14 protein-coding genes are annotated in these 12,335 nt (G+C 72.9%); 5 read left to right on the plus strand and 9 right to left on the minus strand.

Features of this window, described 5'->3' with window-relative positions; all coding sequences use genetic code 11:
- Nucleotides 1-38: 38 nt before the first annotated feature.
- A complete protein-coding gene (locus ACLQ2R_RS29510) occupies nt 39-278 on the minus strand; it encodes a hypothetical protein (protein ID WP_425964120.1) in 240 nt (79 codons plus the stop codon).
- Here ACLQ2R_RS29510 and rfbB point away from each other — a divergent pair.
- Nucleotides 262-1,200, plus strand: coding sequence for a dTDP-glucose 4,6-dehydratase (gene rfbB, locus ACLQ2R_RS29515; protein ID WP_425964122.1), 939 nt, complete (start codon nt 262-264; stop codon nt 1,198-1,200). The genes ACLQ2R_RS29510 and rfbB overlap by 17 nt on opposite strands.
- On the opposite strand, the gene ACLQ2R_RS29520 is transcribed toward rfbB, so the two are convergent.
- From ACLQ2R_RS29520 to ACLQ2R_RS29535, 4 genes are all read right to left on the minus strand, one after another.
- Complete coding sequence (locus ACLQ2R_RS29520) at nt 1,201-1,881, minus strand: response regulator (RefSeq protein ID WP_425964123.1); 681 nt, start codon at nt 1,879-1,881, stop codon at nt 1,201-1,203.
- Nucleotides 1,878-3,002: a histidine kinase gene (locus ACLQ2R_RS29525; RefSeq protein WP_425964125.1), complete on the minus strand. Its 1,125-nt coding sequence runs from the start codon at nt 3,000-3,002 to the stop codon at nt 1,878-1,880. Before ACLQ2R_RS29525 ends, ACLQ2R_RS29520 begins: the two co-directional genes overlap by 4 nt.
- A gap of 14 nt (nt 3,003-3,016) precedes the next feature.
- Nucleotides 3,017-3,988 carry a DUF4429 domain-containing protein gene (locus ACLQ2R_RS29530; RefSeq protein ID WP_425964127.1) on the minus strand — a complete coding sequence of 324 codons (972 nt, stop codon included), beginning with the start codon at nt 3,986-3,988 and terminating at the stop codon, nt 3,017-3,019.
- A gap of 240 nt (nt 3,989-4,228) precedes the next feature.
- The gene (locus ACLQ2R_RS29535; RefSeq protein ID WP_425964129.1) at nt 4,229-4,459 is read right to left on the minus strand and encodes a hypothetical protein; all 231 of its coding nucleotides are present in this window, start codon (nt 4,457-4,459) and stop codon (nt 4,229-4,231) included.
- Between the two features lie 231 nt (nt 4,460-4,690).
- Here ACLQ2R_RS29535 and ACLQ2R_RS29540 point away from each other — a divergent pair, with 231 nt between their 5' ends.
- On the plus strand, nt 4,691-5,290 hold the full coding sequence (locus tag ACLQ2R_RS29540; RefSeq protein WP_425964131.1) for a dTDP-4-dehydrorhamnose 3,5-epimerase family protein: 600 nt from the start codon (nt 4,691-4,693) through the stop codon (nt 5,288-5,290).
- Nucleotides 5,291-5,401: 111 nt separating this feature from the next.
- Here the strand turns inward: ACLQ2R_RS29540 and rfbD are convergent, their stop codons facing one another.
- On the minus strand, nt 5,402-6,265 hold the full coding sequence (gene rfbD, locus ACLQ2R_RS29545) for a dTDP-4-dehydrorhamnose reductase (RefSeq protein WP_425964132.1): 864 nt from the start codon (nt 6,263-6,265) through the stop codon (nt 5,402-5,404).
- Between the two features lie 250 nt (nt 6,266-6,515).
- Between rfbD and ACLQ2R_RS29550 the strand changes: the two genes are divergently transcribed.
- Entirely contained in the window at nt 6,516-7,103 is a 588-nt protein-coding gene (locus tag ACLQ2R_RS29550) for an ArsR/SmtB family transcription factor (protein WP_425964134.1), read from the plus strand.
- Nucleotides 7,100-7,831 carry an SRPBCC family protein gene (locus ACLQ2R_RS29555; protein WP_425964136.1) on the plus strand — a complete coding sequence of 244 codons (732 nt, stop codon included), beginning with the start codon at nt 7,100-7,102 and terminating at the stop codon, nt 7,829-7,831. The genes ACLQ2R_RS29550 and ACLQ2R_RS29555 overlap by 4 nt, the downstream gene beginning before the upstream one ends.
- A gap of 104 nt (nt 7,832-7,935) precedes the next feature.
- On the opposite strand, the gene ACLQ2R_RS29560 is transcribed toward ACLQ2R_RS29555, so the two are convergent.
- Nucleotides 7,936-9,159, minus strand: coding sequence for a hypothetical protein (locus ACLQ2R_RS29560; RefSeq protein ID WP_425964138.1), 1,224 nt, complete (start codon nt 9,157-9,159; stop codon nt 7,936-7,938).
- Nucleotides 9,159-10,361 (minus strand): hypothetical protein, encoded by a 1,203-nt coding sequence (locus tag ACLQ2R_RS29565; protein ID WP_425964140.1) that lies wholly within the window; start codon nt 10,359-10,361, stop codon nt 9,159-9,161. The genes ACLQ2R_RS29560 and ACLQ2R_RS29565 overlap by 1 nt, the downstream gene beginning before the upstream one ends.
- A 169-nt stretch (nt 10,362-10,530) precedes the next feature.
- Here ACLQ2R_RS29565 and ACLQ2R_RS29570 point away from each other — a divergent pair, with 169 nt between their 5' ends.
- Nucleotides 10,531-11,679, plus strand: a complete 1,149-nt coding sequence (locus ACLQ2R_RS29570; protein WP_425964142.1) for a helix-turn-helix domain-containing protein — start codon at nt 10,531-10,533, stop codon at nt 11,677-11,679.
- A gap of 78 nt (nt 11,680-11,757) precedes the next feature.
- Here ACLQ2R_RS29570 and ACLQ2R_RS29575 read toward each other — a convergent pair whose 3' ends face one another.
- Nucleotides 11,758-12,294, minus strand: coding sequence for an NUDIX hydrolase family protein (locus tag ACLQ2R_RS29575; protein WP_425964144.1), 537 nt, complete (start codon nt 12,292-12,294; stop codon nt 11,758-11,760).
- Nucleotides 12,295-12,335: the final 41 nt, after the last annotated feature.

A 12,335-nucleotide genomic window follows, 5' to 3' on the forward strand; every position in this document is an offset into this window, starting at 1 on the left:
GGCGTCCGGGAACCCCGGCCGGGCGGGTGGCGCAAGTTTTACGGTGCCCTGGCGCTCCCGGTACGGCGCTTGCCCCGGCGCGGGTAGGAGGAGGACGTCGCGTCGGCGTGATCCGCGACCGTCCAGCCGCTCCCGGCCGCCACGGCGGGGACCTCACCGCGTCCCGTACCGGCCGGTGGCGGGCGGCCGGGTGGCGGGACGGCGCGTGCCAGGTCCGGTCCCCGGTCGTGGCCGGTTCCCAGCGAAAGGCGCAGCCCGCCCATGAGAGTCCTCGTCACCGGCGGCGCCGGGTTCATCGGCTCACACTTCGTCCGCACCCTCGGGCAGGCCCGGGTCACGGTGCTCGACCGGCTCACCTACGCCGGCGACCGGGCCAACCTGGAGGGTGTCCCGCACGACTTCGTGCACGGGGACGTCTGCGACGCCGGCCTGCTCGGCCGGATCGTCCCCGGCCACGACGTCGTGGTCAACTTCGCGGCCGAGTCGCACGTCGACCGGTCGATCGAGGGGGCGGCGGAGTTCGTCCGTACCAACGTGCTGGGCACCCAGACGCTCATGCAGGCCTGCCTGGAGGCGGGCACGCCCAGGATCGTGCAGGTGTCCACCGACGAGGTGTACGGGTCCGTCGAGACCGGCTCCTGGGACGAGGGGGCCCCGCTCCGCCCCCGGTCGCCGTACGCGGCGGCGAAGGCGGGCGGGGACCTGATCGCCCGCGCCTACGCGGTCACGCACGGGCTGCCGGTGTCGATCACCCGGTGCGGCAACAACTACGGGCCGTACCAGTTCCCCGAGAAGCTCATCCCGCTCTTCGTCACCAACCTGCTCCAGGGACGCAGGGTCCCGCTCTACGGCGACGGCGGCAACGTCCGCGACTGGATCCACGCCGACGACCACTGCCGCGGCATCCGCCTGGTCGCCGAACGCGGTGAGCCCGGCGAGATCTACCACATCGCCGGCACCGCCGAGCTGACCAACCTGGAGCTCACCCGCATGCTGCTGGACATGCTGGGCGCCGGCTGGGACATGGTCGAGCGGGTCGCCGACCGCAAGGGGCACGACCGCCGCTACTCGCTCGACGACTCCCGGCTGCGCGCCCTCGGCTACCGGCCGCGGATCGCCTTCGAGGACGGGCTGGCCGAGACCGTCCGCTGGTACGTCGACAACCCCTCCTGGTGGAAGAGCAGGCGGCGGACCGGCTGATCACGGGGTGTCGGGCGGGCTCGCGTCGTGGACGAGCAGCGCGATCTGGACGCGGTTGTTGAGGTCGAGCTTGGTCAGGACGCTGGACACGTGCGTCTTCACCGTGGCCAGGGTGAGGTGCAGCAGGGCGCCGATCTCCGCGTTGGACATGCCCCGGCCGACCGCGAACGCCACCTCGCGCTCCCGGTCCGCCAGCCGGGCCAGCCGTTCCCTGGCACGGGTGCGGCGCTCGTCGCCGTCGGCCCCGGCGACCCGGGCGATGAGGCGCCGCGTCACCGAGGGGGAGAGCACCGGGTTGCCCAGGGCCACCTGGCGTACCGCGGCCACGATCTCGGCGGGAGGGGTGTCCTTGAGCAGGTAGCCTGCGGCGCCGGCGCGCAGCGCGCGCACGACGTGGTCGTCGGCGTCGAAGGTGGTCATCACGATGACCTCCGGGCCGCCGGGACGGGCCCGGAGCGCCTGGGTCGCGGCCAGCCCGTCCATCACGGGCATCCGGATGTCCATCAGGACGACGTCGGGGCCGTGCAGCCCCGCGAGGGCGATCGCCTCCCTGCCGTCGCCCGCCTGCGCGACGATCCGCAGGTCGGGGGCACCGCCCAGCATCATCGCCAGCCCGGCCCTGACCAGGGGATCGTCGTCGGCGATGAGCACGGTGACCTGCGGTGGCGGTGGGGAGGTCATGCCGGCCAGGGTAGCCAGGCCGACAGGCTCCAGCCACCCTCGGAGGTGGGACCGTGCTCCAGCCGCCCCCCGAGCAGGCCGACGCGCTCGGCCAGCCCGGCCAGCCCGCGTCCGGGGACCTCGCCGGACGGGGCCGTCGTCACCCCGGCGGGGCGGTCGCGTACCTCGACCGTGAGCCACCCGCCGGGCGTCCCGGCGGTGCGCACCGACACCTCGGCCCCGGGGGCGTGCTTGCGGGCGTTGGTCAGGGCCTCCTGGACGACCCGGTACGCCGTCCCGCCCGCCCGCGCGGGGACGGCCTCGCGGACCTCCTGGCTCAGGGTCACCCGCATCCCGGCCTGCCGGGACTCGGCGACGAGCCCCTCGATGTCGGACAGGGAGGGTTGCAGCAGCTCACCGGCCGGGGCCCGCAGGACGCCGATGACCTCCCGCAGGTCCTGAAGCGCCTGATGGGCGCTCTGCCTGATCACCCCGGCGGCGCGGGCGATGTCCTCGGCCGGGGCGTCGGGATGGAACTCCAGGGCGCCCGCGTGCACGCTCAGCAGGGAGAGCCGGTGCCCGAGCACGTCGTGGATCTCCCTGGCGATCGTCTCGCGGGCGAGCTGCTGCGCCTCGGCCTCGGCCCTGGCCGCGCTCTCCTTCAGGGAGACGAGCAACCGGCGCCGGTGCTGCACGAACAGGCCCCAGCCGGTGACGGCGCTCTGAGCCACGACACCCAGCATCAGCAGCACCACGCCCGGGGTGCCGGGCACACTCCTGAGCATGACGAAGATCACGCCGGAGACCAGGCTCGCCGCGAAGACGGCCGCCGTGGTCCGGGGCGGCCGGTGCACCGCCACCGTGAACATGGCCACCAGCAGCGCGCCCGCGGCCAGCTCGAAGAAGGCCGACAGGACGATGAGCACCAGGGTCAGCCCGACCGGCCACCGCCGGCGCGTCCAGAGCGCGACGCAGCTCAGCGCGGCGACCAGCTGGTCGAGGTGGAAGGCCCACAGCGGTACGTCCAGGGGAGGCGCGGCCAGGCGGTCGGAGAGCGTCAGCAGCCCGAGCCCCGCCGCCGCCAGGAACAGGCCGATGTCCACGAACCAGTCGCGGACGCTGCGCCGGGAGGCGGACGGCACGGGATCCCCCTCGCTCAGGTCTCTTCGAGACGGCGCAGCAGCGCCCGCTTGGCCGAGGCGAACTCCTCGTCGGTGAGCACCCCCGAGCGGTACAGCTCGCCGAGCTCGCCCAGGCGGCGCATCACCGCGTCGTGCTCGTCGAGCCCGGTCGCGCTCCGCGCCGGGACCCGGTGATCCTCCGGCCCGTCCGGGGAACGCCGCTCGTCCGGAGAGTGCCGGTCGCCGGGGGAACGCCGGTCGCCGGGAGAGCGCCGGTCGTCCGGTGCCGCCGCGAGCGCGGGCCGCCCCTCGCCGTGGCGCGGCAACCTGGCCAGCACCGCGGCGGCGACCAGGGCGCTCACCCCGCCGTACCGCTGCAGGCCCCAGGACAGGCAGTGGACGTCGTCCTCCGGGGACCTGGCCGCGGGGGCCTGCCTGAGCCGGAACCGCAGATGCCCGTACCCGGCACCGCTCTGCGGAGCCCACTCCACGCCCTCGAGGTCCCTCAGCGAGAACGTCTGCGAACCCGCCGCCTGCTTGCCGGACGTGGCGAACAGGGTCCAGTCCAGGCGGATCCGCTCGCCGTCGAAGCTCACCGTGCCGTCGCCCGCCGAGGCGGACACGGGCACGGCGGGGCCGGGGAGCAGGAACCTCTCGCACGGGCCGCTCGGCACCCCCTCCACCGCCAGTGCCGAACGCACCTCGTCGACGAGGTACTCGGCGGCCCAGGCCCGGTCCTTGGGGACGGCCAGCCGGTAGGGATCGATGGCGCCCGAGAGCCGCCCGGAGACCACGTCGCTCAGCGGATCGGCTCCCGGCCGCAGCCGGAGCTGAAGGTCGCCGCCCTTGCGCGAGGGCTCGAACGAGACACCGGCCATCGCGACCAGGGGGACCGTCAGCTCGCCGAGGGTCCTGCGCAGCTCGTGCGCGTCGCTTCCGCCCGGCACGATCCGGAGGGTCTCACCGTCGAAGGTCCACGAACCGTTGGGGACGAAGATTTCGGCCATGCCGTCACCCTAGGACATCGCGAAACACGGCGGCCCTTCCGAGGAGGGCACCGCGTGCGCGCCCACCGCTGTATCGGCCTCTTTCGTGCTCTCCGGTCGTGATTTCCGGCTCTTTCCATCGGGGCCACCGGCGTGCCGTTCTTTTCCGGCCTTCCGGAAAGGCCCACCTCGACGGTGGCCGCCCGTTCACGGAACCGGCGGTCCCGGGACGGGGGCCATCCGGTTCGAAGAGGGATCGCCTCACGATGACGGAGCCCTTTCCGCGGCGACCATCATAATGAGGCCGAGGGCGGCCAGGATCAGGTTCGCGTAGATCTCACGGCCTTCGAGGAAGGCGACGTTGGCGACCACGAAGCGGTTGAAGAAGTTGAGCACCACGCCGAAAAAGGGCTGGCCGACGAGGTGGTCGATCGTCCCGCTCACACCCTGGAGGGCGAGGACCAGGCCGATGAACTGGATGGATTTCCGCACGTTCCCAGGTTAAGGACATTCACCATCGGGGGAATCGGCCATTGGTATTGCTCGTCCCGACCGAGGTGGCCGTCGGAGGTCAATTCTCCGACCGAAGTATGAATCGCTCCGACTTTGGTCGCACGGGGCCTCCGCCGGGTTACCGTATAGCGGCGCCGGGTGCCAGGGCGGAGAATTTCGTGGCACGTTCCATGAGATGCGACCATACGACAGGGATCAGGAGCGGCCGGAATGAAACCGATGGAGATCGAAGGCGCGTGGATCGACGCCCCGAGAATTCACCTCGACGATCGCGGCGCTCTCCACGAATGGTTTCGGGAGGGGGAGTTCCACGCCGCCACCGGCCGGGGGCTGCGGCTCTCCCAGGCGAACTACTCCGTCTCGCGGCGCGGCACCCTGCGCGGCATCCACTTCGCCGACGTCCCGCCGGGCCAGGGGAAGTACGTCAAGTGCGTGCGCGGGGCGGTGCTGGACGTGGTCGTCGACATCCGCGTCGGCTCGCCGGGGTTCGGCCGCTGGGAGCTGGTGCGGCTGGACGACCGGGAGCACCGCGGGGTGTTCGTGTCCGAGGGGCTGGGGCACGGCCTGCTGGCGCTGACGGACGACGCGACCGTGATCTACCTCTGCTCCGAGGGCTACAACCCGACCAGGGAACACGGCGTGCACCCGCTCGACCCCGCGCTCGGCATCGCCTGGCCCGCCGACGTCGAACCGCTCCTGTCCCCCAAGGACGTCGCGGCGCCCACCCTCGCCGAGGCGCGCGAGCGCGGCCTGCTCCCCTCGTACGAGGAGTGCGTGGCCTTCTACGCGTCGGGGCCCGGCCCCCGCTGAGCGACGCGGGGGCCGAACCCTGCCGGGCGGGCTGGGGGCGGTTCCCTGACCAGGCCGCGCGGGGGCCGGCCCCCACCGGGCCGGGTCCCCGAGCCGCGCGGAGACCGGGTCCTACCGGGCCGGGTGGAGGTCCGCGCCGCGCTGGGCCGCGTGGAGCGCGTCCCGCCAGGGGCGGAGCGGTTCCAGGCCCAGCCGCGGCGACCGGGTGTCGTCCAGGACGCTGAAGGCCGGCCGGGGGGCCGGGGCGGCGAAGGCGGCCGAGGTCGTCGGGCGCACCCGGTCCGGGTCGGCGCCGGCCAGCCGGAAGATCTCCCGGGCGAACTCGAACCAGGTGGTCTCGCCGGAGTTGGTGGCGTGGAACACCCCGGCGGCCGAGCCGGTCTCGCCGATCGCGACCAGCCGCCCGGCGAGGTCCGCCGCCCAGGTCGGCTGCCCCCGCTGGTCGTCGACCACGTCGAGGGTCTCCCGCTCGGCCATGAGGCGGAGCATGGTGCGCACGAAGTTCGGTCCGTGGGCGCCGTACAGCCAGGCCGTCCGGACGACGGCGGCGGAGGGCAGCAGGCCGAGCACCGCCTCCTCCCCGGCCAGCTTGGTCCGTCCGTAGGCGGTCCGCGGGCCCGTCGGATCGTCCTCGCGGCAGGGCGTGAGGGCGTCGCCGGGGAAGACGTAGTCGGTGGAGACGTGGACGAGGCGGGCGCCGTACCCGGCGCAGGCCTCGGCGAGCAGTCGCGGTCCTTCGGCGTTGACCCGGTGCGCCTCCGCCTCCCGGCTCTCGGCCGCGTCCACGGCCGTCCAGGCGGCGCAGTTGACCACGACGTCCGGTGCCGACTCCCGGAAGGCGGCGTCGATCCCGGCCGGGTCGCAGATGTCGAGGTCACGGTGGCCCGGCGCGACCACGTCGTGTCCCCGTTCGCGCGCCCGCGCGACCACCTCGTGTCCCAGCATGCCGTTCGCTCCTGTGACGAGCCAGACCATGACGTCCTCTCCGAGCGACGGCCGTACGGACCTTCGGGGGCAGCGTATCCTCCGGCCGGCCTCGAGGGAGAGGGCGTGGAGCGGTTCGCCCCCCGGATCCCGCGCGATCGGCACGCCCGTGTGGTCGGCACGCCCGCACGATCGGCACGTCCGTGCGGCCTGTGCACCCGAGCGGTCCGTGCACTCGTCACCCGTGCCGGAAAATAAGACCTCCTTGACAATTTAATTTGTCGGCGGTTAGCGTGTGGGCATGCAGGAGATCGCCGTTATCGAGGACCCGGCCGCCGCCGAGGTCTCGCTGGACCCCATCCGGGCCCGGCTGCTGGCCGAGCTGAGCGAGCCCGGCTCCGCGACCATGCTGGCCGCCAAGGTCGGCCTGCCTCGGCAGAAGGTCAACTACCACCTGAAGACGCTGGAGGCGCACGGGCTCGTCGAGATGATCGAGGAGCGGCGCAAGGGCAACGTCAACGAGCGCATCATGCGCGCGACCGCCGCCTCCTACGTGATCTCCCCGGCCGCCCTGGCGTCGGTCGAGCCCGACCCGGCCCGCTCCCCCGACCAGTTGTCGGCGAGCTGGCTGCTGGCCCTCGCGGCCCGGCTGGTCCGCGACGTCGGGGCGCTCGTCGCCGGCGGGGCCGCGGTGCGCAGGCGCGTCGCGACCTTCGCGATCGACGGCGAGGTGCGTTTCGCCTCCGCCGCCGACCGGGCCGCGTTCGCCGGCGAACTCGCCGAGGCCGTCACGGCCCTGGTGTCGAAGTACCACGACGGGTCCGCGGAACAAGGCCGCGACCACCGGATCGTCGTCGCCCTCCACCCGAACACGAAGGAATCCCGATGACACACCCGTTCGAACTCAACCAGGCGATCGAGCTCGCCGCCACCCCCGAGCAGGTCTGGGACGCGATCGCGACAGGACCGGGTGTCGACTCCTGGTTCATGGGACGAACCGAGATCGGCACCTCCGTCGGCGATCCCGCGAGCCTCACGATGATGGGGAACGTCGGCCGGTCCACGATCACCGCCTACGAGCCGGGCGCCCGCTTCGCCGTGCGCGGTGAGGAGACCTCCGACGGCCGGTTCATGGCGACCGAGTACCTCATCGAGGGGCGCGCCGGCGGCGCGACCACGCTGCGGATCGTGCAGAGCGGCATGCTCGGGGACGACTGGGAGACCGAGTTCGAGGCGCTGAAGGCCGGCTGGCCCCTCTACCTGGAGACCCTCAGGCAGTACCTCGCGCACTTCACCGGCCGGACCCCCTCGGTCACGACGGTCCTGCGGCCGGGGGCGGGCGGCGCGGACGCCCTCTGGAAGACCGTCACGGAGGCGCTGGGCACCACGCCGGACGTCGCCGAGGGCGACGAGGTCCGGCTTCCCGACGGCTCCGCCGGGGTCGTCTACCACGCGATCCTGCCCGTCGGGCTGGGCGTCCGGACACGCGAGGGCCTGTACCGGTTCGTCCACTCCGGCGATCACCGCGGCGACGTGCTCGTGCTCGGCCACCAGAACTTCACGGGACGCGACGAGCAGGCCGCGTGGGACACCTGGACGGCCGGCCACTTCGCCTGACCGTCTGACCGTCTGACCGTCTGACCGCCTGACCGCCTGGTCCTCCGGCCGTCCGTTCCGGACGAGGGCCCGGTCGCTGCGGCGACCGGGCCCTCGTGCGGGGATCAGCGGACGGTGAGGGGACGGTAGGCGGCGAAACCGGTCCCCGCCGACAGGCCCTCGCTCACGCGCCGGTGGTCGGTGCCGTACCCGCGACGCTGCTGGTACGCCCAGTAGGAGGTGCGTCCGGCATCGGCCCACCGGTCGAAGATGATCACTTGTCGCGCGGTGGCCGGCCCGCCGGCCCTGATGACCAGATCGCCGGAGCGCAACCCGGAGATCGGGACCGGCCTGCTGTGGCGGGCCGAGGACAGCCCCCGGGAGTCGGGACCCGGCGTGCCGAGCCGCAGCGCCATGGAGGCGTAGCCGGAGCCGTCGGCACGGTAGCCGCCCTGCAACGCCGTCTGGCTGTACGGCACCCGCCGCGCCGTACCCGGGTTCCAGGTCCTGGCGCGGGCGACGACCTCCGCCCGCGTCACGCCGGAGACCGGCCAGAGCGCCGAGGCGATCATCTGCCCGTCCGCCGCCTGCGGCTGGTAGCGCTCCGGGTACTTCGACACCTGGACACGCTGGCAGACGTCGCCCACCACCGCCGACCGCCACGAGCCGTCGGGGTACCTGCGGAGCATCTTGTCCAGGAACGCGCCGGTCGACCAGGCCACGTCCAGCCGCTGGGCGGCACCGCCCCAGGTGGCCCGTTGCTGGAACACCCCCAGGCTGTCATGGTCCACCTCCCGGTCGATGTTCCGCACGCCCGTCTCGACGACGGCCGTGGTGATCGCGATGACGGCGGCCTCCCGGGGGAGCCCGCGGGCACGGACCGCCCCGACCACCGCCCTGGCGCAGGAGACGCGGTAGCCGTCCATGTAGCCCCGCATCTTCATGGTCAGCCGGGTGTTGAGCTCCACCGCCAGTGCGGTGTCCTCCGCCGTCACCCCGCCGGGATCGCACGGGGCGGTCGGCAGGGGGGCGGCGAGGGCCGCCGTCTCCGCGGGCGCGCCGAGCGCGACCGGCAGCGGGGCCGCGAAGACGGCCGCCCGGACGCGCGAACCGGAGACGGCCACCCGGACGGGTGAACCGGAGACGGCTGCCCGGACGGGTGAACCGGGGACGGACGCCGGGACCGGTGAACCGGAGACGGCCGCACGGGTGGGGGGATCGAGGACGGTCGCGCGGGCCGGTGAGGCGGGGACGGTCACCACCGTGGCCGCCACGGACGCCGCGAGCAGGAACGCCCCCGCGATCCCGGACGGTGCGGGTGAGGCGGCGTGGGGTCGTGACCGGAGCACTAGCGGATCCTCAGCGAACGGTAGGCCTTGAACTGGGTGCCGGCGGTCAGGCCGTGCTTGACCACGCGGTAGTCCGTGCCGTAGCCGGCGCGCTGCTGGTACGCCCAGTAGGAGGTCTTCTTGGCGTCGGCCCACTTGTCGAAGATGACCACCGCGCGGGCGGTCGTGCCCCCCACCGGGTCGATGACCAGGTCACCCTGGAGCAGCGCGGTCATCGCGATGGGACGGGTGTAGGCGCTCTTGGCCAGGGCGACCGTGTTGGGGCCGGGCTTGGCCAGGCCGAGCGTCATGGAGACGTACCCGGAGCCGTCGGCGCGGTAGCCGCCCTGCAATCTCGTCTGGCTGTAGGGCACGCGCTGCGCGGTGGCGGGCTTCCAGGTCTTGGCGCGGGCGACCACCTGGGCGCGGGTGACCGTGGCGGGCGGCTTCGGCGCGTCCTCACGGATCTTGTTGGCCCGGTAGGCCTTGTACTGGCTTCCCGACGCCAGGCCGTAGGTGCGCGTCCGGTAGTCCGTGCCGTAGCCGCCGCGCTGCTCGTAGGCCCAGTAGGAGGTCTTCCCGGCGTTGGCCCACTTGTCGAAGATGACCACGTGGCGGGTGGTGTTGCTGCCGATGGCGTCGATGACCAGGTCGCCCCTGCGCAGCTGGGACATGGTGATGCGCTTGGAGTACGTGCTCTTGGCGAGCCCGACGGTGATCGGGCCGGGCTTGCCGAGCCCGAGCGCCATGGAGACGTAACCGGAGCAGTCCGTGCGGTAGCCGCCGCGCGTCTTGCTCTGGCTGTAGGGCACGCGCTTGGAGGTGCCGGGGTTCCAGGTCCTGGCCCGGGCGATCATCTGCGAGCGGGTGATGGTGGCGGCGGCGAACGTGGTCGCCTCCTCCTCCGTTCCCGTGTCGGGCTCGCCGTACTCGTCCGCCGGGGTGCCCGGCGGGGGCGCCTCGGTCTCGCCGTCCGGGTCCGGAGCGGTCGTGGACGTGGGGGACGGGGACGGCGTGGGGGTCGGGGTGGGGGGAGTGGTGGCCGTCACGGCCGGTCCGGTGAGGGCGAGGGACGCCACCGGTGTGGAGGGTGCCTGCGCGGACGTCCCCTGTGTGGACGCCGCCTGTGCCGACACCGCCGTCACCAGGCCGCCTCCGCAGGCGACCACGGTGGCGAGCGCCAGATGTCCCGCTGTGATCCAGGAGCTTCGGTTCGAGGACATGTGCTCTCCTTGTTCCTGCCATTGATCGTTCGGTCGGACGAGGACACACGTTGGCAGGAAATTCCTGAAATCAATCGTGAAATTGATGAAGTCGGGACAATAGCTACGAATGGGACCGACGTGACCTGCGATGACTCAGACAGCTGGGACAAGGTTGGGACGAATCACCATGGTGAATGGAATCGGGAACACGAGCCGGAACCGGCGACAGCGACCGCTGTCCGATGATCTGCCCGAGCAGACCCGGGTCCTCCTGCGGGAACTGAGGGTCCTGAGGGAACGGGCCGGACTGGACCTGCGGGCACTGGAACAGGCGACGCACGCGAGCCGGTCCTCCTGGGGACGGTGGCTCTCCGGGGAGACGTGGATCCCCCTGGACGCGGTGGAGGGACTGGCCCGGCTCTGCGGGGAGGACCCGGGAGGCCTGCGGAGGATGTGGGAGGCGGCCGAACGGGATCGGCGGGCGGCGGGGGTTCCGGCGACGGGGGTTCCGGAGACGGAGGATCCGACCCGTGAGACCACCGGGAAGGGGGCCGGCACCGGGGTGACGGTGCCCGAGCGCGGCGAGCCCGTACCGGAACCCGGGGTGACCCTGCTCGATCACGGCATGACCGTGCCGGACCTCGGGGCGGACGTCCGGGATCTCGACGTGACCGAGCCGGGGCGGGACCTGACCGTGTCACGGCCTCCCGCGGGCCGCCCGCGACGGCGGTTCCTGATCGGGACGGCGGTGGGCCTCTTCCTGGGCACGGCCGCCGGCCTCGCGATCGGGGGATCGGTCCTGATGAACGGGGAGGGGGAGAAGGCAGGGCCGACGGGCACGACCGTCGACCGGGCCAGGGCGACCACCGGAGCCAAGGCCAAGGCGATCGACCGGGACACGGTGATCGAGCGGGCCGAGAGCTGGCATCCGGGAACCGAGCGGCGCATCCCCTACAGCCAGACCAGGAATCACGACGGATACCGGACCGACGGCTCGGGGTACGCCTCCATGGCGCTCGGGCTCCGAAAACCGGGCCCGAACACGATCAGCCTGGTCTCGGCGGCCTTCAGCCGCCCCATCGGGATGAGGGAACTGCTCAGGGGGGACCTGGTCATCGACCCGGTGGGCGGGAGCACCGCCCGCGCGGTGGTCGTCTTCGACAGGTGGGCCGACTCCGGGCGCACCTCGTACTGGGCGTACCAGCAGCGCGCCCAGTACGGCACCGATCACCGCGTCGTCCGGCACGGCCTGAGGCCGGGGGACGACTTCCGGGCCTACCGGCCGGTCAACATCCGCGAAGGGGCTCCCGGCAGGGACACCGCCTCGCCGGAGTGACCGGCCTCCGGACCCTCGCCGGAGTGACCGGTCCTCGGACCCCCGCCGGAGTGACCGGCCTCCGGGCCCCGCCGGTGGTCAGAAGAGGCATCCGACGTGGGCGAGGGCCTGCTTCAGCAGGACGCCCTGGCCACCGGTCATCTCCTGCTGCACCATCGGCGAGGAGGCCTCCCGCGGCGTGAACCAGACGAGGTCGAGGGCGTCCTGCCGGGGGCGGCAGTCACCGGTGACCGGGACGACGTAGGCCATGGACACGGCGTGCTGCCTGGGGTCGTGGTAGGGCGTGACACCCGGGGAGGGGAAGTACTCGGCGATGGTGAACGGCTGCGGGGAGGCGGGCACCTGCGGCAGCGCCGTCGGGCCGAGGTCCTTCTCCAGGTGGCGCATGAGCGCGTCCCGGACGCGTTCGTGCAGGAGCACGCGCCCGGAGACGAGGGCGCGGCTGACCGCGCCGTCGGCTCCGATGCGCAGAAGCAGGCCGACATGCGTGACCACCCCCGCCTCGTCGAGCCGTACCGGTACGGCGTCGACGTAGAGGATCGGCATCCGCTCGCGGGCCGACGCCAGCTCGTCGGGGGAGAGCCAGCCGGTCGTGGTTTCGGTCATTTCGGTCATTGGCCGATCGTACGTCGGGAGCAGGTCCGGGGGTGCGATCC

The sequence above is a fragment of the Streptosporangium sp. DT93 genome (assembly GCF_049844535.1).
Taxonomy (GTDB): Bacteria; Actinomycetota; Actinomycetes; order Streptosporangiales; family Streptosporangiaceae; genus Streptosporangium.